18 protein-coding genes are annotated in these 21,631 nt (G+C 61.5%); 8 read left to right on the top strand and 10 right to left on the bottom strand.

Going from position 1 to position 21,631, the window contains the following annotated elements; genetic code table 11:
• Position 1: 1 nt before the first annotated feature.
• Positions 2 to 1,705, top strand: a complete 1,704-nt coding sequence (locus tag NL123_RS26275) for a PTS fructose-like transporter subunit IIB (RefSeq protein ID WP_494356646.1) — start codon at positions 2 to 4, stop codon at positions 1,703 to 1,705.
• Between the two features lie 183 nt (positions 1,706 to 1,888).
• Entirely contained in the window at positions 1,889 to 3,430 is a 1,542-nt protein-coding gene (locus NL123_RS26270) for an alkaline phosphatase D family protein (RefSeq protein WP_494356645.1), read from the top strand.
• 133 nt (positions 3,431 to 3,563) lie between these two features.
• Here NL123_RS26270 and NL123_RS26265 read toward each other — a convergent pair whose 3' ends face one another.
• Complete coding sequence (locus tag NL123_RS26265; RefSeq protein ID WP_494356644.1) at positions 3,564 to 6,089, bottom strand: PepSY domain-containing protein; 2,526 nt, start codon at positions 6,087 to 6,089, stop codon at positions 3,564 to 3,566.
• A 136-nt stretch (positions 6,090 to 6,225) separates the two neighbouring features.
• Positions 6,226 to 8,511 (bottom strand): TonB-dependent receptor, encoded by a 2,286-nt coding sequence (locus NL123_RS26260; RefSeq protein ID WP_494356643.1) that lies wholly within the window; start codon positions 8,509 to 8,511, stop codon positions 6,226 to 6,228.
• Positions 8,512 to 8,716: 205 nt separating this feature from the next.
• Here NL123_RS26260 and NL123_RS26255 point away from each other — a divergent pair, with 205 nt between their 5' ends.
• Together NL123_RS26255 and NL123_RS26250 are read left to right on the top strand one after the other, a co-directional pair.
• Positions 8,717 to 9,397 (top strand): Fe2+-dependent dioxygenase, encoded by a 681-nt coding sequence (locus tag NL123_RS26255; RefSeq protein WP_494356642.1) that lies wholly within the window; start codon positions 8,717 to 8,719, stop codon positions 9,395 to 9,397.
• A 1-nt stretch (position 9,398) separates the two neighbouring features.
• Positions 9,399 to 10,148 carry a tetratricopeptide repeat protein gene (locus NL123_RS26250; RefSeq protein ID WP_494356641.1) on the top strand — a complete coding sequence of 250 codons (750 nt, stop codon included), beginning with the start codon at positions 9,399 to 9,401 and terminating at the stop codon, positions 10,146 to 10,148.
• Positions 10,149 to 10,197: 49 nt separating this feature from the next.
• On the opposite strand, the gene NL123_RS26245 is transcribed toward NL123_RS26250, so the two are convergent.
• The 5 genes from NL123_RS26245 to NL123_RS26225 all read right to left on the bottom strand — a co-directional run bounded on the left by NL123_RS26245 (position 10,198) and on the right by NL123_RS26225 (position 15,316).
• Positions 10,198 to 11,361 (bottom strand): type III PLP-dependent enzyme, encoded by a 1,164-nt coding sequence (locus tag NL123_RS26245; RefSeq protein WP_025856258.1) that lies wholly within the window; start codon positions 11,359 to 11,361, stop codon positions 10,198 to 10,200.
• Between the two features lie 477 nt (positions 11,362 to 11,838).
• Positions 11,839 to 12,996: an osmoprotectant ABC transporter ATP-binding protein OsmV gene (locus NL123_RS26240; RefSeq protein WP_071491102.1), complete on the bottom strand. Its 1,158-nt coding sequence runs from the start codon at positions 12,994 to 12,996 to the stop codon at positions 11,839 to 11,841.
• Positions 12,993 to 13,646, bottom strand: a complete 654-nt coding sequence (locus tag NL123_RS26235; protein WP_058423040.1) for an ABC transporter permease — start codon at positions 13,644 to 13,646, stop codon at positions 12,993 to 12,995. Before NL123_RS26235 ends, NL123_RS26240 begins: the two co-directional genes overlap by 4 nt.
• A gap of 11 nt (positions 13,647 to 13,657) precedes the next feature.
• Positions 13,658 to 14,554 carry a glycine betaine ABC transporter substrate-binding protein gene (locus tag NL123_RS26230; RefSeq protein WP_248486126.1) on the bottom strand — a complete coding sequence of 299 codons (897 nt, stop codon included), beginning with the start codon at positions 14,552 to 14,554 and terminating at the stop codon, positions 13,658 to 13,660.
• A gap of 9 nt (positions 14,555 to 14,563) precedes the next feature.
• The gene (locus NL123_RS26225; protein ID WP_240164127.1) at positions 14,564 to 15,316 is read right to left on the bottom strand and encodes an ABC transporter permease; all 753 of its coding nucleotides are present in this window, start codon (positions 15,314 to 15,316) and stop codon (positions 14,564 to 14,566) included.
• A gap of 295 nt (positions 15,317 to 15,611) precedes the next feature.
• Between NL123_RS26225 and NL123_RS26220 the strand changes: the two genes are divergently transcribed.
• The 4 genes from NL123_RS26220 (at position 15,612) to NL123_RS26205 (ending at position 18,685) form a co-directional block, all read left to right on the top strand.
• A complete protein-coding gene (locus tag NL123_RS26220) occupies positions 15,612 to 17,195 on the top strand; it encodes a peptide chain release factor 3 (protein ID WP_071494175.1) in 1,584 nt (527 codons plus the stop codon).
• Between the two features lie 212 nt (positions 17,196 to 17,407).
• Entirely contained in the window at positions 17,408 to 17,653 is a 246-nt protein-coding gene (locus NL123_RS26215) for a hypothetical protein (protein ID WP_494356640.1), read from the top strand.
• Between the two features lie 97 nt (positions 17,654 to 17,750).
• Complete coding sequence (locus tag NL123_RS26210; protein ID WP_099494033.1) at positions 17,751 to 18,011, top strand: hypothetical protein; 261 nt, start codon at positions 17,751 to 17,753, stop codon at positions 18,009 to 18,011.
• Positions 18,012 to 18,208: 197 nt separating this feature from the next.
• Positions 18,209 to 18,685: a hypothetical protein gene (locus NL123_RS26205; protein WP_494356639.1), complete on the top strand. Its 477-nt coding sequence runs from the start codon at positions 18,209 to 18,211 to the stop codon at positions 18,683 to 18,685.
• A gap of 78 nt (positions 18,686 to 18,763) precedes the next feature.
• Here the strand turns inward: NL123_RS26205 and NL123_RS26200 are convergent, their stop codons facing one another.
• The 3 genes from NL123_RS26200 to NL123_RS26190 are packed head-to-tail and all read right to left on the bottom strand — an operon-like array spanning position 18,764 to position 21,625.
• A complete protein-coding gene (locus NL123_RS26200) occupies positions 18,764 to 19,735 on the bottom strand; it encodes a peptide ABC transporter ATP-binding protein (RefSeq protein ID WP_248486130.1) in 972 nt (323 codons plus the stop codon).
• The gene (locus NL123_RS26195) at positions 19,735 to 20,703 is read right to left on the bottom strand and encodes an ABC transporter ATP-binding protein (RefSeq protein ID WP_028618822.1); all 969 of its coding nucleotides are present in this window, start codon (positions 20,701 to 20,703) and stop codon (positions 19,735 to 19,737) included. Before NL123_RS26195 ends, NL123_RS26200 begins: the two co-directional genes overlap by 1 nt.
• Before the next feature lie 10 nt (positions 20,704 to 20,713).
• Positions 20,714 to 21,625, bottom strand: coding sequence for an ABC transporter permease subunit (locus NL123_RS26190; protein WP_010213191.1), 912 nt, complete (start codon positions 21,623 to 21,625; stop codon positions 20,714 to 20,716).
• Between the last annotated feature and the right edge of the window lie 6 nt (positions 21,626 to 21,631).

The following is a 21,631-nucleotide window of genomic DNA, read 5'->3' as shown; positions in this document are numbered from 1 at the left end:
GATGAAGTTAGCCATTGTTACTGCCTGCCCGAACGGCATGGTCACCAGTGTGCTGTGCGCCCGCTTGTTGGACGCGGCCGCGCAGCGCCAGGGCTGGAGTACCAGCGTCGAAGTGGTGGATGTACAGCGCCCGGAGCGCCAATTGTCCCAGGCGGTCATCGACGACGCCGAATGGGTGTTGCTGGTCAGCAGCACCCCGGTGGACATGCAGCGCTTTGTCGGCAAGCGCGTGTTCGAGAGCACACCGGCCCAGGCGTTGGCGGACGTCGACGCCGTATTGCGCCGTGGCGCCGAAGAGGCGCAGGTGTATGTCGCGGCTGAGGCGCCGGCCAGGAACGCGCCGCGCATCGTCGCGATCACCGCCTGCCCGACTGGCGTCGCCCACACCTTCATGGCCGCCGAAGCGTTGCAGCAGACGGCCAAGCGCCTGGGTTATGACTTGCAGGTCGAAACCCAGGGCTCGGTCGGTGCCCGTACGCCATTGAGCGCCGAAGCAATCGCCAATGCCGACGTGGTGTTGCTGGCCGCCGATATCGAAGTCGCCACCGAGCGCTTCGCCGGCAAGAAGATCTACCGTTGCGGCACCGGCATTGCCCTCAAGCAGTCCGAAGCCACCCTCAACAAGGCCCTTGCCGAAGGTGCGGTGGAAAGCGCGGCCAGCGGCGCGGTGGCCAAGCCGGAAAAAACCGGCGTGTACAAACACCTGCTTACCGGTGTGTCGTTCATGTTGCCGATGGTGGTGGCGGGTGGGTTGTTGATCGCCTTGTCGTTCGTGTTCGGCATTCACGCCTTTGAACAGGAGGGCACCCTGGCCGCCGCGCTGAAAACCGTCGGCGACCGCGCCTTCATGTTGATGGTGCCGCTGCTGGCGGGCTACATCGCCTACTCGATTGCCGACCGTCCGGGCATCGCGCCGGGCATGATTGGCGGCCTGCTGGCCGGCACCCTGGGTGCAGGTTTTATCGGCGGCATCTTCGCCGGTTTCCTCGCCGGCTACTGCGTCAAGTTGATCACCCGTGCGGTGAAGTTGCCGCAGAGCCTGGAGGCGCTCAAGCCGATCCTGATCATCCCGTTGCTGGCGAGCTTGTTCACCGGCCTGGCGATGATCTACCTGGTGGGGCCGCCGGTCGCGCGCATGCTGGTGGGGCTGACTGATTTTCTCAGCACCATGGGCACGACCAATGCGGTACTGCTGGGCATCCTGCTGGGCGGCATGATGTGTGTCGACCTCGGTGGACCGATCAACAAGGCGGCCTACGCATTTTCTGTCGGCCTGCTGGCGGCCCACAGCGGCGCGCCGATGGCCGCGACCATGGCGGCCGGCATGGTGCCGCCGATCGGCATGGGTATCGCGACCTTCCTGGCGCGCCGCAAGTTTGCCCAGACCGAGCGCGAAGCGGGCAAGGCGGCGATGATCCTCGGCTTGTGCTTCATCTCTGAAGGCGCGATCCCGTTTGCCGCGAAAGACCCGTTGCGCGTGATCCCGTCCAGTATCGCCGGCGGTGCATTGACCGGTGCCCTGTCCATGTACTTCGGCTGCGTGCTCGCCGCGCCCCATGGTGGCCTGTTTGTGCTGGTGATCCCGAATGCGATGAACCATGCGCTGCTGTACCTGCTGGCAATTGTCGCCGGCAGCCTGCTGACCGGCCTGGTCTACGCGTTGATCAAACGCCCCGAAGCGCAAGAACTGACTGTGACGGTCTGACGCGGTGCAGAAAATGTGGGAGGGGGCTTGCCCCCGATAGCGGTGGGTCAGCCATAAATGTGCTGGCTGACACTCTGCCATCGGGGGCAAGCCCCCTCCCACCGTTGATCGCTGTATAGGTGTCATCTCTGCTTCATCGGGGCGTGCTTTAGTGGCCCTTTTGATACTCAAGAGGGCACTTGCATGAGCCACTTCGATCTCGGCCGCCGCCGCGTGATGCAAGCCGTCGGCGCCGGCCTGTTGTTGCCGGGCCTGGCTCCGGCGGTGATCGCTTCGGTCAAGGACCGGCCGCAGCTCACCGATGGCGTGCAGTCTGGCGACCTGCTCGGCGACCGCGCCATGATCTGGAGCCGCAGCGACCGCCCGGCCAGGATGGTGGTGGAGTGGGACACCCGCAGTGTGTTCAGCAACCCTCGTCGGTTTGTATCCCCGCTGGCCGACCAGCGCAGCGACTTCACCGCCCGCGTCGAGCTCACCGGGCTGCCCGTCGACCAGGCGATCTTCTACCGCGTGCACTTCGAGGATGCCCAGACCGGCATCGCCAGCGAGCCGTGGTTCGGCCATCTGCGTAGCGTGCCGCAACAGCGCCGCGACATTCGTTTTGTGTGGAGCGGCGACACCGTCGGCCAAGGCTTCGGCATCAACCCGGACATCGGCGGCATGCGCATTTACGAAGCCATGCGCCTGCGCTTGCCGGACTTTTTTATCCACAGCGGCGACACCATCTACGCCGACGGCCCCGTGCCCGCGCAGCTCACCGTCGAAGACGGGCGCATCTGGCGCAATATCACCACTGAGGCCAAGAGCAAAGTCGCCGAAACCCTCGACGAATATCGTGGTAATTACCGCTACAACCTGATGGATGAAAACGTGCGCCGCTTCAACGCCGAGGTGCCGCAGATCTGGCAGTGGGACGATCATGAAGTGGTGAACAACTGGTCGCCGAGCAAGCAGTTGGATGAGCGCTATCGGGTCAAGGACATCAATACCCTGGTCGGCCGTGCGCGCCAGGCCTGGCTGGAATACTCACCGATGCGCCGGCAGGCGGCGGACGGCGGCGGGCGGATCTATCGCAAGCTCAGCTATGGTCCGCTGCTGGATGTATTCGTGCTGGACATGCGCAGTTATCGCGGGCCCAACGATGACAACCTCGGCGGCGCAAAACCCTTCCTCGGGCGTGAGCAATTGGACTGGCTCAAGCGTGAACTCAAGGGCTCCCAGGCGCAGTGGAAAGTCATCGCTGCCGACATGCCCATCGGCCTCGGCGTACCCGACGGTGAAGTCAGCCCTGGCGTACCGCGTTGGGAAGCCATCGCCAACAACGAGCCTGGTGCGCCGCAAGGCCGCGAATTGGAAATCGCCGAGCTGCTGGGCTTTTTAAGGGCACAAAACGTGCGCAACCACGTGTGGCTGACCGCTGATGTGCACTACTGCGCAGCGCACCACTACCACCCGGATCGGGCGGCGTTCCAGGATTTCGAACCGTTCTGGGAGTTTGTCGCCGGGCCGTTGAACGCGGGGAGTTTCGGGCCTAATCCGCTGGACAAGACCTTTGGCCCCGAAGTGGTGTTCGAGAAGGCACCGCCGGCGCAGAACACCTCGCCGCTGGCGGGGTTTCAGTTTTTTGGGGAGGTGAACATTGATGGGCAGACGGCGGAGTTGACTGTGGTGCTACGGGACCTGGATGGCGTCTCGGTGTTCGAACAAAAACTCCAGCCCACCTGAATTGGAACGCTTTGAAAACTGTGGGAGGGGGCTTGCCCCCGATGAGGGCGTATCAGTCTCTGACTGAGCTATTGATACACCGCTATCGGGGGCAAGCCCCCTCCCACAGGTTGAGTGTTGTTCGTTCAGGGGGTCAGTACACATCTCGGCGATAGCGGCCCTGCTCGATCAACCGCTCCACGGCCTCACTGCCGAGGATGTCCACCAGCGTCTGATCCACCCCCGTGGCCATCCCCTGCAAACTCCCGCACACATAAATCGCCGCACCATCGGCCAGCCATTTGCGCAGCACATCCGCTGACTCGCGCAGGCGGTCCTGTACGTAGATCTTCTCCTCCTGATCGCGGGAAAACGCCAGATCGAGCAACGCCAGATCGCCGCTGGCCAACCAGCCTTGCAGTTCGTCCTGGCAGAGGAAGTCATGCTTGATATTGCGCTCGCCAAACAGCAACCAGTTGCGCTGCTGGCCGTCGGCGATACGTGCCTTGAGCAAACTGCGCAGGCCCGCCAGGCCGGTGCCGTTGCCCAGCAGGATCAGTGGTACCGGCGCCTGCGGCAGGTGGAACGCGCTGTTGCGGCGCAGGCGCAGGCTGATGTTCGAGCCGAGGGCGGCGTATTCGGTCAGCCAGCCTGAGCCCAGGCCCAGGCTGCCATCGGGGTGGCGTTCCTGGCGCACGATCAGTTCCAGCACGCCATCGCTGGCAATCGAGGCGATGGAGTATTCGCGCATGCCCAGCGGCACCAACGCGTCCACCAGTGCCTGGGCGTGCAGGCCGACCAGGTGTGCGCGATGGGTCGGCAGTTGGCGAGTGGCCAGAGCCTGGTCGAGCGTATGCGCCATGCCGTCGATCAACACGCCGTCGCTGCCGGCCAGGCCCAAGCCTTCGAGGAAGTGTTCGATGGCCCAGGGGCAATTGCGCGGCAGCACTTCCACCAGGTCGCCGGCTTGCCAGCTTTGTGGCGACGGCGAGGTGAGGCCCAGCAGATAGACGTCCGAGCCGCTGCTGTCGCGGTTGAGCAATGAGCGCTGGCTGAGCGTCCAGTTTTCATACTGGGCGGTCGGCCACGCGGATGCGGGGGCATGGCCGGTCAGTTGGCCGAGTTGCTGCTGCCAGTGAAGCAGGGCGGTGGTGTCGCCGCTGTCGACTTCCACGGGCGCAAACAGTGGGTTGCCGCCCTGGTTTGTCAGCCAGAAATGCAGGCGGCGGGCAAAGCCGCAGAAATGTTCGTACTGGCGATCACCCAGGGCCAGCACCGAGTAGTTCAGGCCCTTGAGGGACAGGTCCTGGCCGAGCACGCTGCGCTCGAAACCACGGGCACTGTCGGGGGCTTCGCCGTCGCCGAAGGTGCTGACTACAAACAGCGCGTTTTCCGACTGGCGCAGGTCGTCCTGGCTGACGCTGCCCAGGGGCTGCACCTTCACCGGCAGGCCGGCCGCCTGTAATTGCCCCGCCGTTTGCCAGGCAAGCTGTTCGGCAAAGCCGCTCTGGCTGGCAAAGCCGATCAGCCACGCAGGGGCATCGCTGTGGTTGGCGGTGAGGCCGTTGCGCGCGTCACGCACCTGGCGTTTTTTGCGCCGGCGGTCCAGGTACAGCAGCCAGCCGGTGATGAAGAACAATGGCATCAGCACCGAGCTGAGTGTGAGGACAATCCGCCCGATCAAACCGAAGTAGCTGCCGGTGTGCAGCGCATAGACGCTGGTCAGCAGTCTGGAACCGAGGCTTTTGCTGGCGTACTGATCGTGGGACTTGATCTCGCCAGTGGCCGGGTCGAGGTTGATCTGGTTCAGTGCCCGGTCATGGGGCGAGTTTTTCAGCAGGTAATAGACGGTAGCCGGCTGCCCGGCGACCGCTGGCATGCGGATGTTATAGGCGCTCAAACCTGGGCCGGCGTTGCTGTAGATGCTGCTCCAGATCGCGTCGTAGTTGGCCACCGGTGCCGCACCCTCGGGCGCCGGGCCGCGCTTGCGCACCCGTTCGTTTTGCGGGGCGTCGGACAGCAGTCTGGTCAGGCCCTGGCTGTACCAGTCGTAGGACCAATACAAGCCGGTCAGCGCCGACAGCAGGTAGGCCAGCAGGCACCAGGTGCCGAACACCGAGTGCAGGTCCCAGTTGAAGGCCCGGCCTTTTTTGCGCCAGTCCAGCGTCAGCCAGGCGCGCCAGCTCGCCACCTGGCGCGGCCAGCGCAGGTACAGGCCGGACAGGCAGAAGAACACCAGGATCAGTGTGCATGCGCCGGTGATGTTGCGCCCGGTGTCACCCATCACCAGGAAACGGTGGAACTGCAGCAGGAAGCCAAAGAGGTCCTGACCGACCACATCACCCATGTAGTCGCCGGTGTAGGGATCGAAATAGCGCAACTGGCCACGGCGCTCGCCGGGTGGCGGCGTGAAGAACACGCGGGCGGCGTTGCCGCTCTCACTTTCCACGAACAGCATGGCCACGGTCTGGCCTTCGGTGGCCTCCAGCTTGCGCACCAGCTCGGCGGGCGGCAGTACGCCGGCTTCGCGTTTTTCCACGGTCAGTACGCTGGGGTTGAGCGCCCGCAGTATTTCATCCTGAAACGAGACCGCAGCCCCGCTGATCCCCATCAAGGCCAGCACCAGCCCGGCTGTAATGCCGAAGAACCAGTGCAACTGGAACAGGGTTTTCTTCAACACGTCTGACCGCCTCGTCTATCCGGATATGTAGGGCACGGCGCGCATTATGCCGTGGCTTGTCGAGAAACATTCTGTTTTACACGCAAAAGCCCCACGCATCCGATGCGTGGGGCTCTTTGCTGCGTGGTGCTGCTGTTTAGAAGTGGAAGCTGGTGGTCAACAAGGCCGTACGACCGGCCGCCTGGTTGGCGAAGTGGGTGGAGAAGGCTTTGTCGTAATACAGCTTGTCCGTCAGGTTCTGCACGTTCAATTGCAGGTCGACGTTCTTGGTCAGCTTGTAACTGGCCATGGCGTCGTAGCGGGTGTAAGACGGTACGTAAACGGTGTTGCCCGCATCGCCATAAACCTGGTCGACGTAGAACGCGCCGCCGCCGATGGTGAGCTTGGAGGTGACGTCGTAGGTGGTCCACAGGCTGAAGGTGTTCTTCGGCGTGTTGGGCATTTGGTTGCCTTTGTTGGAGCCCGCGCTGACCACACCGTTACGCCCGTTCAGGCCGGATTTGACCAGTTCGCTGTCGAGGTAGCTGTAGCCAGCGAACACCTGCCATTGGTCGGTGAGCTTGCCGTTGGCGGACAATTCCACGCCGTCGACCTGGGACTCACCCGCATTCTGATAGGTCAGGGCGTCGACTAGGATGCGCGTATTTTTCTTCTCGGTACGGAACACCGCGGCGGTCAGGGACAGGCGGTCGTGGAACAGGTCCCACTTGGTGCCCAGTTCGTAGTTGACGGTTTCTTCCGGCTGCAAGTCGCTGCTGGCGGCGCCGGCAGACAGAGGGTTGCCGTCTGAACCTTCACCGACCAGCCCCCCGGCAGGCGTCGCCGATGTCGCGTAGGAAGCATAGATGCTGGCGTTTTCCACCGGCTTCCAGACCAGGCCGGCTTGCCAGTTGAAGAACTGGCTGTCTTCCTTGATTTTGCTGCGGCCGGTCGCGGAGTCGGTGTTGGCCACGGTGTCGAAGGTGTCGTAGCGCAGGCCGACGTTCAGCAACCACTTCGGGTCTAGCTCGATGGTGTCGAACACATAAGCGCCACGGCTGGTGGCCTTGGTGGCGGTGCCGTAGTAGTTGCGGGCGATGCTGCCGGTCCAGGCATCATCCGGGTTCGGATTGCTCAGGGAGGTGCACTGGCCGCCCAGGCTACCCTTGGCCACGGTGCAGACTGGGTTGGCGTTGGGGCTGATGGTGTAGCTGCTGACGCGGGTTTCTTCACCGGTGAACTCCAGGCCGGTAGAGTAGCTGTGTTTGAAGCCCAGCGCCTGGAAGCTGCCGAACAGGTCGGTCTGGTTGGTGGTGGTGGTCGTGGTCGACACCCGGCTGTTGGCGCGACGCCACACGGTGCCATAGCGGTTGACGTTGAATTTGCTGTCGTCCGGCTGGGTGAGAATGTAGTCCTGGCCGGTGCTGCCATGGCGCAGGGTATTTTTCAGCGTCATGGTGTCGCTCAGGTCGTGCTCGATGGAGAACGTGCTGATATCGGCGCGGGTCTTGCGGAAGTCGCGATCCTTGAGGCCGTAGAAGTTGTTGCTGTCGCCACCATCGTTGGGTTTGTCACGCACATGGGCGGTGGCGGTCGACGAGCCATAGCCGTAGGGAATCCCCGAATCCGGCAGGTCGTTGCTTTCCAGGTGGTAGTAGCTGAGGTTGACGCGGGTCGGGGTGCCCAGGCCGAAGGTCAGCGACGGGGCCACGCCCCAACGGTCGTAATTGACCGCGTCGCGTCCGGCGACGTTCTGTTCATGGCTCATCAGGTTCAGGCGGAATGCGGCACTGTCGTCGAGGAACTGACGGTTCACGTCGAGCACGTAGCGGCGGGTCTGGTCGGAGCCGTAGGTGAAGCCGCCGTTGGTGAAGTCCCGCGCTTGTGGGGTCTTGCTCACCAGGTTGAGGCTGCCACCGGCCGAACCACGACCGCCGAACGAGGAATTCGGGCCTTTGCTGACTTCAATCGACTCGATGTCGAAGATCTCACGGCTCTGGCCACCGGTGTCGCGCACGCCGTCCAGGTAGGTGTCGCCCTGGGCGTCAAAACCGCGGATGAACGGGCGGTCACCCTGGGGGTTACCGCCTTCGCCCGCACCAAAGGTGATGCCCGGCACGGTGCGCAAGGCATCCTGCAACGAGGTGGCGGCGGTGTCCTTGAGTACTTGTTGCGGCACCACGGTGACCGAGCGCGGCGTATCCACCAGCGGTGCGGTGTATTTCTGCGACGAGGCTTTTTCGACCTGGTAGGAGGTGTTGTCCTGCGCTTCCCCGGTAATGCTTGTGGCGCCCAGGGAAATGCTGTTGCGCTGGCCTTTTTGTTCAGTGTCTTCGGCGGCCTGTGCCAGATGGGCGACAGAGCTGGCGCTGAGGGCAACGCCGATGGCTGAAGCCAGCATGCGTGGTGAACCGGCAGGTATTTTTGTAGTGGTGCGCGACATGACGTGTCCTTTCCCCAAGGATGTGAGGCCGCGGAATATAGGGCGAACAAGACTTTCTATCAATTGCGATACATTGCTAATTGCACTGAATTTACATTCTTTACACTTTTTGCTTACGGTTTTTACGAACTCGTTCGTCCTGGCGTTTTACAGGGCGGATAAGAATCAATACCATTGGCGCCTCTCTGAACTCAGGTACTGCCCCATGCTGCTGCACATCCCCGGCCTGTTCTCTCGTGAGGAGGTGCAGCGCATTCGCCAGGCCCTGGAAAACGCCGATTGGGCCGACGGTAAAATCACCGCCGGGCACCAGTCCGCCAAGGCCAAGCACAACCTGCAATTGCCCGAGGGCCACCCGCTGGCCAAGGAAATTGGCGCGGCGATGCTTGAACGGCTGTGGCAGAACCCGTTGTTTATGTCAGCGGCGTTACCGCATAAGGTGTTTCCGCCGCTGCTCAATTGCTACACGGCGGGCGGCAGTTTCGACTTTCATATCGACAACGCCGTGCGCCAATGCAAGGGCAGCCACGAGCGTGTGCGCACCGACCTGTCATCGACGCTGTTCTTCAGCGACCCGGACGAATACGACGGCGGCGAACTGGAGATACAGGACACCTTCGGCCTGCAGCGCGTAAAGTTGCCGGCTGGCGACATGGTGCTGTACCCCGGCTCCAGCCTGCACAAAGTCAACGCCGTGACCCGTGGTGCGCGCTACGCCTCGTTCTTCTGGACCCAGAGCCTGGTGCGCGAAGACAGCCAGCGCACCCTGCTGTTTGAAATGGACGGTGCGATCCAGCAACTGACCCGCGATTTGCCTGACCATCCTGCGCTGATCCAACTCACCGGCACGTATCACAACCTGCTGCGCCGCTGGGTCGAGGTCTGACATGGGCTTTTTATTACGCCGGGAAGAAGTGCTCAACGCCGAGCAACTGCAAGCGATGCTCGACGATTCCCCCGTGCGCGCAGCCCAGGCGATCCTGATGGCGGCGAAGGAGGGGGTCGTCGATGCCCAGGCGTTGCTCGGGCAGATCTTGCTGGAAGGGCGCGGCATTGCACGCGATGAGGCATTGGCCTTGCGCTGGTTCCAGATCGCTGCACACAGCGGGCATTTGATGGCCCGCAACATGGCTGGGCGTTGCCGCGAGCATGGCTGGGGATGTGATGTCGACGAGGCGGCAGCTGCACGGGAATACCGGGTGGCTGCCGAGGCAGGGTTGGATTGGGGGCAGTACAACTACGCCAATCTGCTGGCTACGGGGCGCGGTGTCGCCGAGGACCAACCACAAGCATTGGCCTGTTATCGCCGGGCGGCCGAGCAGGGGCATGCCAAGTCGATGAACCTGCTGGGGCGTTACCTGGAAGATGGCCGGTTCTGCCCACAGGACCTGCACGCTGCTGTGGACTGGTATCGACGCTCAGCCGAGGCCGGAGATTTTCGCGGGCAGTTCAGCTATGCGGCGGTGCTGGCCGACAGAGGTCAGATCGACGCGGCACTGCAGTGGTTGCGCAAGGCGTTGGCGGGCGGGAACCTGAAGTTCTTGCGGGTGGCGCACAAGGCCCTGGTAGCGGCGAATGATCCGCGGATCCGGGCGATGGCCGATGCCTATCAACAACGCGCGGTAAGCCTTTCTTGAGGCGTAAAAAAACCCATGACATGTCATGGGTTTTTTATGTGCAGCCGTTTTACACGTAGAACGATTTCAACGGCGGAAAGCCATTGAACTCCACCGCGCTGTAGCTGGTGGTGTACGCACCGGTCGACAGCCAGTACAAGCGGTCACCAATCGCCAGGTTCAGCGGCAGGCCGTACTTGTAGTTTTCGTACATGATGTCGGCGCTGTCGCAGGTGGGACCGGCGATGACCACTTCTTCCATCTCGCCTTTCTTCTCGGTCCAGATCGGGAACTTGATGGCTTCGTCCATGGTTTCGATCAGGCCGGAGAACTTGCCCACGTCCGTGTACACCCAGCGCTCGACGGCGGTACGGGATTTACGTGCAACCAATACCACTTCACTGACCAGGATACCGGCGTTGGCGATCAACGAACGGCCCGGCTCCAGAATGATTTCCGGCAGGTCGTCGCCGAAATCTTCCTTGAGGAAGCGGATGATTTCTTCGGCGTAGGTTTCCAGGCTGTTGGTGCGGGTGATGTAGTTGGCCGGGAAGCCACCGCCCATGTTGATCAGCTTGAGGTGGATGCCGTCTTCTTCTTTCAGGCGCTCGAAGATCACTTTGACCTTGGCGATCGCCGCGTCCCATACGCTGATGTCGCGCTGCTGCGAACCGACATGGAACGAGATGCCGTACGGCACCAGGCCCAGGTCGCGGGCGAGGATCAGCAGGTCCATGGCCATGTCGGTCTGGCAGCCGAATTTGCGCGACAGCGGCCAGTCAGCCGTGGTCGAGCCTTCGGTGAGGATACGTACATACACTTTAGAACCCGGAGCGGCCTTGGCGATGTTGCGCAGGTCGGCTTCGGAGTCGGTGGAGAACAGGCGTACGCCTTTCTCGTAGAAGTAGCGGATGTCCTTGGACTTCTTGATGGTGTTGCCGTAGCTGATACGGTCAGGGCTGACGCCACGGCCCAGTACCTTGTCCAGCTCGTAGATCGAGGCGATGTCGAAGCTCGAACCTTTGTCTTTGAGCAGGTCGATGATCTCGACGGCCGGGTTGGCCTTGACGGCGTAATAGACCTTGGCGAATTCGAAACCGGCGCGCAGGTCATCGTAGGCCTGGCTGATCATCGCGGTGTCGATCACCACGAACGGGGTTTCTTGCTTGTCGGCGAACGCCTTCATTTTGTCAAAAGTGGCGCGCGCGAAATAATCTTCGACGTTGATCGACATGCTGGGAACTCCTAAGGGCAAACTGTAGTAATCAATGGGTGCAACTGAACGTCCTCCGTATCCCCACTTTGGTTCGCCTACTTCCCAAGGCATGTCGCCGAAAGCAAAAAGGCCATGGGATCAACCGCTTCCCTTGGCCTTGCTGTCTCGTCGTCAGTACTTGAGCCGGATGGATCGTTTCCAGCATGGACGTTCGGCGCGAACTTTAGGACGTGAGGGGCCATAGATCAACTAAAAATGTCGCGTTTTTGCACGCGCTCGTCGCACAGCCGCGTGCAGCTACTTATGTAACCGACCGGTGTGACGGAATGATGTTCCCCGGATAGGGCAAATTGGCGGGATTTCCCTGACACACCAGAGGGCAAATGTGGGAGGGGGCTTGCCCCCGATGTCGGAGTGTCAGCCATACATAGGCTGACTGACACCCTGCTATCGGGGGCAAGCCCCCTCCCACATTTTTAACCGAGCAGTGTCAGATCAAGCCAACGCGGTTTCAGCCGGCGAGACGATACTGGTCTTGCCGCCACGGGACTTACCGGAGCTCAAGTACTCGGCAATCGACTCCTGGGTCACTTCACCCAGGAATACCCGCTCCGCATCCATCACCGGCAGCCACGAGCGGTTGAACTCGTACATGCGCGACAGCAGGATGCGCAAGTGCTCGTCATATGCGGCCGTGGCGTTGAACTCGCGCAGGTACTGGCCGCAGGTACCGGTCTGACGGTGCAGGTCGCGACGGCGTACATAACCCAGCGCCTTGTTCTCGGCACAGGTGACGACCACATAGCGGCGGTCGGTTTCGTCCATTAGCTCCAGGGCATCGGCCACCGGCGTTTCCGGGCTCACCGACGGCGCGTTGTCCGCCGCGTCTTCGGCCTTCACCAGCAGCAGACGCTTGAGGGTGCTGTCCTGGCCCACGAAGTTGCTGACGAACTCGTCGGCCGGGTGTGCCAGCAGCGTGTCCGGGTGGTCGATCTGCAGCAGCTTGCCGGCGCGGAAGATGGCGATCTTGTCACCCAGCTTGATGGCCTCGTCGATGTCGTGGCTGACCATGATCACGGTCTTGTTCAGCGCGCGCTGCATCTCGAAGAATTCGTTCTGGATCATCTCGCGGTTGATCGGGTCGACCGCGCCGAACGGCTCGTCCATCAGCAGCAGCGGCGCATCGGCCGCCAGTGCGCGGATCACGCCGATACGCTGTTGCTGGCCACCCGACAGCTCACGCGGATAGCGATGCAGGTACTGCTTGGGCTCCAGCTTGATCATGCTCATCAACTCGCGGGCGCGGTCGTGGCATTTCTGCTTGTCCCAGCCGAGCAGCTTGGGCACCACCACGATGTTTTCCTCGATGGTCATGTTGGGGAACAGGCCGATCTGCTGGATCACATAGCCGATGTTGCGACGCAGTGTCACTTCGTCGAGGTCGGTGGTGTCTTCGCCGTTGATCAGGATCTTGCCCGAGGTAGGCTTGATCAGGCGGTTGATCATTTTCAGCGTGGTGCTTTTGCCGCAACCCGATGGACCGAGGAATACGCAAATCTCACCTTCGTTGACGGTCAGGCTTACATCGTTCACGGCCGTTACAGTCTTGCCGTTGCTTTGGAAGGTCTTGGACAGGTTTTGAAGTTCGATCATTTGAGCAATCCTTTTGGAGTCAGCGAGCGTTGCAGCCATTGCAGAAGCAGGTCGGCGAAGATGGCCAGGAGACTGACCAGCACGGCGCCAACGATCAGCATCGACATGTCGCTGCGGCTGATGGAAGCCAGAATAAGTACACCCAGGCCACCGGCGCCGATGGTGGCGGCGATGGTCATCACACCAATGTTCATCACCACGGCTGTGCGCACACCGGCGAGGATCACCGGCACGGCGATGGGCAACTCGACCATGCGCAGGCGCTGGCCGAAGGTCATGCCGATGCCTTTGGCGGCTTCGCGAATGCCCGGCTCCACGCCAGTGAGGGCGAGGTAGGTGTTACGCATGATCGGCAACAGGGAGTAGAGGAACACGGCGGTGATCGCCGGCATCGGCCCCAGGCCCTGGCCGAATTTGGAGTAGAACGGCAGCAACAGGCCGAACAGCGCGATGGACGGCACGGTCAGCAACACCGTGGCGCTGGCCTGCAATGGGCCGGCGAGGGTCGGGAAACGCGTCATCAGAATGCCCAGGGGCACGCCGATCAGGATCGCGAGGATCACGGCGATACCGACCAGGGTGATGTGCTGCCCGGTCAGGTGCAGGACTTGGGCCCAATCAAGATGGGAAAAGGCGTTCAGGAATTCCATGTCTTCTCCTCTTATTGATTGATGGGATGCTGGCGCAGGAAATCGGCGGCAACAGCGGAAGGGCTTTCATGGTCGACGTCGACCCGCGCATTCAGCTGGCGCATGGTTTCGTCGTCGAACAGGTCAGCCAACGGTTTGAGTTCAGCTGCGAGGGTTGGGTGCTGGTCGAGGTATTCCTGGCGGATCACCGGCGCGGCGGTGTAGTCCGGGAAGTAGTGCTTGTCGTCTTCCAGCAGCTTGAGCTTGAAGGCGTTCAGGCGGCCGTCGGTGGTGTAGACCAGGCCGGCAAATACCTGGCCATTACGCAGCGCGGTATAGACCAGGCCGGCGTCCATCTGTCGGGTGTTTTTACGCGTGAGGTTCATGTCGTACAGCTTGACCATGCCGGCCAGGCCGTCGGAGCGGTTGGCGAACTCTGTATCCAGGGCGACCAGGCGGTTGCTCTTGGCGTCTTGCGCCACGGCCTTGGTCAGGTCGCTGATCGTGCTGATCTCGGGATGCTCAGCGGCAACTTTCTCTGGCAGCGCCAGGGCGTAGGTGTTGCTGAAGCGCGACGGGGAGAGCCAGACCAGGCCCTTTTTCGCGTCGAGTTCTTTCACCCGTGCGTAGGACTGTTCGCTGTCGAGCTTCTCGTCGACATGGTTGTAGGCCACCAGCGACACGCCGGTGTACTCCCAGATCAGGTCCAGTTGCCCGCTTTCCTGGGCGCTGCGCGCCAGGTTGCTACCCAATCCGCCGGTCACGCGGGTGTCATAGCCCTTGGTGCGCAGGTACTGGGAAGTGATTTCGGCGAGCAGGGTCTGTTCGGTGAACACCCGGGCGCCGATGCGGATTACCGGTTTTTCGGCGGCTTGCGCAATGCCTGCAAAGAGCAGGACGCAGCTCACTATCAATGTCAGTTTTTTCATGTCGGTTCCTTAAGACGCACGCAACCCGCGTTCCAGCCAGAGGCGGCTGGCCAGGGTCACCAGACCGTCAAGCAGCAAAGCCAGCAGCGCGGTGCACGCGGCGCCGAGCAGCAATTGCGGCTGATTGTTCAGGGCGATGCCGGGGAAGATCAGGCTGCCCAGGCTGTTGGCACCGATCAGGAACGCCAGCGGCGCGGTGCCGACATTGATCGCCAGGGCCACACGCACACCGCCAATGATGATTGGCACGGCGTTGGGCAATTCCACGCGAAACAGCACTTGGCGCGGCGTCATGCCGATGCCGGTGGCGGCTTCTTTCAGGGAGCCCTGGACGTTTTTCAGGCCTTCGTAGGTGTTGCGCACGATAGGCAGGAGGGAGGCGAGGAACAGCGCGAAGATGGCCGGGCCGCTGCCGATGCCAAGAACGCCGAGGGCGATGGCCAGTACGGCCAGGGGCGGGACGGTGTTGCCGATGTTGAAGATCTGCATGAAGCGTTCTGCGCGCCCGACCATGTGCGGTCGGCTGAGCAGGATACCGGCGGGGATGCCCACAACGAGGGCGGCCAGCATGGAGACAAGAACGAGGATCAGGTGTGCTTGCAGGTAAAACAACAAATCGTCGCGGTACAGTTCGATCGTGTTGATGCCGATCCAGTGGACCAGCAGGGCCAGGAGCGCGACGACAACCGCACCTCCTATCAGCCCTTTGCCATAGCGAATAGCCACAGGCGGACTCCTTTTTTCTTTTGTCGGCGAACACATTTCCGAGCGGCAATGCCATTCCTGGCTGCCTCTGAATGTGGTCGCGAAATGCAGCTCGTCGATACCGGCAACGCGGTAAAAATCCGAGCCATGAGCGCAGCCTCGTCAGGCTAACTTGCTGATTTATCAGCCCCTGTTCCGAGTGCGGTAGCAGGGGAGTGGACGTCTCGACCTTTTAAAAGGTTCCATACTTGGCAGCATTTAGCCACCCCTAATCGGGTGAACGGTGGTCCGGCACCTGGGGTTTGCGCTATACTCGCCGCCCTTTTTTGACTCACCTGCCAGGCGATTTCCCATGACCCACCAGGCCGCCGAAGTCGCGAAACGCCGCACTTTCGCCATTATTTCCCACCCCGATGCCGGTAAAACCACCATCACAGAGAAGCTCTTGCTGATGGGCAAGGCAATCGCAGTGGCCGGCACGGTGAAATCCCGCAAATCCGACCGCCATGCCACCTCCGACTGGATGGAAATGGAAAAACAACGGGGTATCTCGATTACCACGTCGGTCATGCAGTTCCCGTATCGCGACCACATGGTCAACCTGCTCGACACCCCGGGCCACGAAGACTTCTCTGAAGACACCTACCGCACCCTGACCGCGGTGGACTCGGCGTTGATGGTCCTCGACGGCGGTAAAGGTGTCGAGCCACGTACCATCGCGCTGATGGACGTGTGCCGTCTGCGTGACACGCCCATCGTCAGCTTCATCAACAAACTCGATCGCGATATCCGCGACCCCATCGAGCTGCTGGATGAAATCGAAGCCGTCCTGAAGATCAAGGCCGCGCCGATCACCTGGCCGATCGGTTGCTACCGCGACTTCAAGGGCGTGTACCACCTGGCCGACGACTACATCATTGTCTACACCGCCGGCCACGGTCACGAGCGCACCGAAACCAAGATCATCGAGAAGCTCGACTCCGACGAAGCCCGCGCCCACCTGGGTGATGAGTACGACCGTTTTGTCGACCAGCTGGAACTGGTGCAGGGCGCCTGCCACGAGTTCAACCAGCAGGAATTCCTCGACGGCCAACTGACTCCGGTGTTCTTCGGGACCGCCCTGGGCAACTTCGGTGTCGACCACGTACTCGACGCGGTCGTCGACTGGGCGCCGCGCCCACTGGCACGGGTGGCCAACGAGCGCACCGTGGAACCGGTGGAAGAGAAGTTCTCGGGCTTCGTGTTCAAGATCCAGGCGAACATGGACCCCAAGCACCGCGACCGTATCGCCTTCATGCGCATCTGCTCCGGCAAATACGAAAAAGGCATGAAGATGCGCCACGTGCGCACCGGCAAGGACGTGCGCATCGGCGACGCCCTGACGTTCTTCTCCTCCGAGCGTGAACAGCTGGAAGAGGCGTTTGCCGGCGACATCATCGGCCTGCACAACCATGGCACCATCCAGATCGGCGACACCTTCACCGAAGGCGAAACCCTGGGCTTCACCGGCATCCCGCACTTCGCCCCGGAACTGTTCCGCCGTGTACGCCTGCGCGACCCGCTCAAATCCAAGCAACTGCGCCAGGGCCTGCAACAACTCGCGGAAGAGGGCGCCACCCAGGTGTTCTTCCCCGAGCGCAGCAACGACATCATCCTCGGCGCCGTCGGTGTGCTGCAGTTCGATGTGGTCGCCAGCCGCCTGAAAGAGGAATACAAGGTGGAGTGCTCGTATGAGCCAATCACCGTGTACTCCGCGCGGTGGATCGAGTGCAGCGATAAGAAGAAGTTGGAAGAGTTCTCCAACAAGGCCGTGGAAAACCTCGCGGTGGACGGTGGCGGTCACCTGACCTACCTCGCGCCTACCCGAGTGAACCTGGCGTTGATGGAAGAGCGCTGGCCGGATGTGAAATTCCGCGCGACCCGCGAGCATCATTAAGGGCTGAGCGGTAAATAGAAGGGTGAAGCTGTGATGGCTTCACCCTTTTTATTGGCCAAACACAAAATAAAATGTGGGAGGGGGCAAGTCGAATCGTCGCACCGCCCCTCCCACATTTTGATCTTCATCGATCAGGGCCATTGGCGAGAAACCCACATCCCGTCTAGCGTTTCAGGTATTTCACTTACCCATCGACGGAATAGGAGGCCACCGTGCGTATAACTCAACGCGCCATTCAACTGGTGCTGCTGGGGGCTCTGGGGTTGTCCGCCTCATTGGCGCTTGCAGGCGCCGGAGCGCCCCAATGGAAGGACACGGGCCCTGTCACCAAGAAGAAGCAGCAGGAGGTCAACTCCGGAAGTTGGCAACCCCAGGCGCAGCCTGCGCCCAAGGAGGATGCGGAAAACCCCTATAACGAAGGGGAAGACAGCGAAACCTATGATGACGGTGACACCTGATAGCTGGCGCAAACCCTCTATCACAACTAGCTTCAAGGACTGGCGACGGTAAATCGCTGTCGTACGGATTCATCTACTGACTGGACGGAAATCGACCATGACTATCTTTCAACGTGTAGTGCTGTTGCTGAAAGTGTTGGTGATGCTATCCCTGGGCATCTCGTCCGCATGGGCCAATGCGGCTGTGCAGAGCCAGGCGCCGGGCTTTGTGGCGGCGAAGACGGTGCAGGCCGGTGGTTTGCAACTGGCCAAGAGCGAGTCGGAACCCGGTGACGAAGATCAAGGCGGCTCAAAGGATGATGACGACCAGCAAGCGCCGCCAGATGACGATGACACTGAAGGTGACAGCGACACCTGATACGTCTGGGCTCCCCTGCCTGTAATGCCCGCGATCGTTCCCGCGCTCTGCGTGGGAACGCATTCTTTGACGCTCCCCATTACCTTTGATTGCTGAGCCGATCTGTCAGGTTTGACAGTAGACGGCCGGCGCTCGCCTCCTTATTTTTCAGGTGTCTTTATCCAGGGGCCTTTCAATGCCTGAAACAGGAGAGCACCATGAAAAACAAAGCGACGGGACGGTTTAAATGGAAAGTGGGAGCTCAGGCCTTTGAATCGACCGATCTGGATTTTGTGGCTGATGACCAAAGCGAGGATTTCGTGGTTCAAGCCCGTTCCACTGCAATCGACGGTGTAGATCTAGAGCTGACGCTTTATATTCCAGAACGAGACCCGCAAAGTAAAAAATACACCTACGGTTCCCATGACGAGTATCAAGCCTCGGTTCATTACACTGTCGGCGGTCGACCTAATAGTTGGGAGGGCGGCTACGTGGTTCGGGAAGCGGCGGACTTTTCTTCCATCGATCCGGGCATTTGGCGCGTCAAGCTCATTTTTGGGATTGAGGTTGCCCTGAACGGCGGTGTTATTTCGATAAAGGGCGAGGGCGAAGTCAAGGGGGCTGCTCCCTGGGGTAAAACCCTGCGCAAGCGTTTTCCATCCAAGCCCAAAAGAAAGCCCCTCCCACCAGGCTGATGCGCAACCTGATGGGAGGGGCTGTAGAACACATGCAATGCCCTGGGCTTAGTCACCCAGGGCATTTTTGTTGCGGTGTCACGCCACAAATTGCTCCGCGTAATGGCAAGCCACCTGGCGGTTATCCAGCGGCCGCAACTGCGGCTCCTCGGTGCTGCACCGCGCCGTCGCGTACGGGCAACGCTTGTGGAACGCGCAGCCCGGCGGTGGGTTCAGTGGGTTGGGCAGCTCGCCGACGATCTTGATCTTCGGCTTGTTCGGGTCCGGGTGGATGGTAGGGGTGGCCGACAGCAGCGCCTGGGTGTACGGATGCAGCGGGCGTGCGTAGATGTCTTCCTTGGGGCCCACTTCCACCGGGCGGCCGAGGTACATCACCATCACGTCATCGGCGACATGCTGCACCACCGCCAGGTTGTGGGAGATGAACACGTAGGCCGTGTTGAATTCCTGCTGCAGGTCCATGAACAGGTTGAGCACCTGGGCCTGGATCGACACGTCGAGTGCCGAGGTCGGTTCATCCGCCACCAGCACTTTCGGTTGCAGCATCATCGCGCGGGCCAGGGCGATGCGCTGGCGCTGACCACCAGAGAACATGTGCGGGTAGCGCTGATAATGCTCGGGGCGCAGGCCCACTTGCTTCATCATCGCCTGCACTTTTTCGCGGCGTTCGGCGGCGGACAGGTTGGTGTTGATCAATAGCGGCTCGCCGAGTTGATCACCGACCTTCTGGCGTGGGTTCAACGACGCGTACGGGCTCTGGAACACCATCTGCACGTCTTTGCGCAATTGCTTGCGTTGGGCCTTGTCGGCACCGGCGACTTCCTGGCCGGCGATTTTCAGGGAGCCCGAAGACGGCTCTTCAATCAGCGTGAGCGCACGGGCCAGGGTGGATTTGCCGCAACCCGACTCGCCCACAACCGCGAGGGTCTTGCCGGCTTCCAATTCAAAGGACACGCCATTGAGTGCGCGCACCAGCGCGTGGCCCTTGAACAGGCCGCGGGACACTTCGTAGTGACGGGTCAGGTCGCGGGCGGTAAGAACGACGGCCATTACGCCACCTCCTGGTTCAAGGGGTAGAAGCAGCGCGCAAGGCTGTTGGTTTTCGGATCAAGGCCGGGACGCTGGGCGCGGCAGCTGTCCTGCACATACGGGCAGCGCGGTGACAGCAGGCAACCCTGCGGGCGGTCATAACGACCTGGAACGATACCCGGCAGCGTGGCCAGGCGAGTGGCGCCGAGGCTGTGCTCGGGGATCGCCTTGAGCAGCGCTTCGCTGTACGGGTGCGCCGGAATGTCGAACAACTGCGGCACCTGGCCGACTTCCACGGCTTGGCCGGCGTACATCACGCACACGCGCTGGGCGGTTTCCGCCACGACAGCAAGGTCGTGAGTGATCAGCACCAGGCCCATGTTTTGCTCTTTCTGCAGGGCCAGCAGCAGTTCCATGATCTGCGCCTGGATGGTCACGTCCAACGCCGTGGTCGGTTCGTCCGCGATCAGCAGTTTCGGCTCGCCGGCAATCGCCATGGCGATGGCCACACGCTGGCTCATACCGCCGGACAGTTGGTGCGGGTAGGCATCCATACGGCTGGCAGCGCCCGGGATTTCAACCTTTTCCAACAGTTCGATGGCACGCTTGCGCGCTTGCTTGCCGGACATTTTCAGGTGCAGGCGCAGCACTTCTTCGATCTGGAAGCCCACGGTGTAGCTGGGGTTCAGCGCGGTCATCGGGTCCTGGAACACCATCGCCAGGTCTTTGCCGACGATCTGGCGGCGCTGGCGGTTGCTCAACTTGAGCATGTCCTTGCCGTCGAAGTTCAGGGCGTCGGCAGTAACGATGCCGGGGTGCTCGATCAAGCCCATCAGCGCCATCATGGTTACGGATTTACCCGAGCCCGACTCGCCAACGATGGCCAGTACTTCGCCTTTGTCGACGGAAATGTCGAGGCCATCGACCACCGGCACGGCGGTCTTGTCGCCGAAGCGCACGTTGAGATTCTTGATTTCTAACAGTGACATGGGAATCTCCTCAGGCGGCGTTCTTGAGTTTCGGGTCCAGCGCATCGCGCAGGCCGTCGCCCATCAAGTTGATTGCCAGCACGCTGAGCAAAATGGTCAAACCCGGCAGGCTCACCACCCACCAGGCGCGTTCGATGTAGTCACGGGCCGAAGCCAGCATGGTGCCCCACTCTGGGGTTGGCGGTTGTACGCCAAGGCCGAGGAAGCCGAGGGCCGCAGCATCGAGGATCGCCGAAGAGAAGCTCAAGGTGGCCTGGACGATCAGCGGTGCCATGCAGTTGGGCAGCACGGTGATGAACATCAGGCGCGGCAAGCCGGCGCCGGCGAGGCGGGCGGCAGTCACGTAGTCGCGGTTCAGTTCGCCCATCACCGCAGCGCGGGTCAGACGCACGTAGGACGGCAGCGACACGATCGCGATGGCGATCACGGTGTTGATCAGGCCAGGGCCGAGGATTGCCACAATGGCGACGGCCAGCAGCAGCGACGGCAGGGCCAGCATGATGTCCATCAGACGCATGATGGTCGGGCCGAGCAAGCGCGGGAAGAACCCGGCGAACAGACCCAGCAGAATGCCCGGGATCAGCGACATCACCACCGACGACAAACCGATCAGCAACGACAGGCGCGAGCCCTGGATCAGGCGTGAGAGCAGGTCACGGCCCAGCTCGTCGGTGCCGAGCAGGAACTGCATCTGCCCACCTTCCAGCCAGGCCGGTGGGGTCAGCAGGAAATCGCGGTATTGCTCGCTGGGGTTATGCGGTGCCACCCACGGAGCGAAGATCGCGCAGAACACGATCAGCAACATGAACAGCAGGCCGGCAACTGCGCCTTTGTTCTTGGAGAAGGCTTGCCAGAATTCTTTGTACGGGGACGGGTACAGCAGGCTTTGATCGACTGCTGACACTGGAGTAGGTGTGGTCATGGTCAT

Source organism: Pseudomonas sp. FBCC-B1565, assembly GCF_059133265.1.
This window is presented reverse-complemented; position numbering and strand designations above follow the sequence as displayed.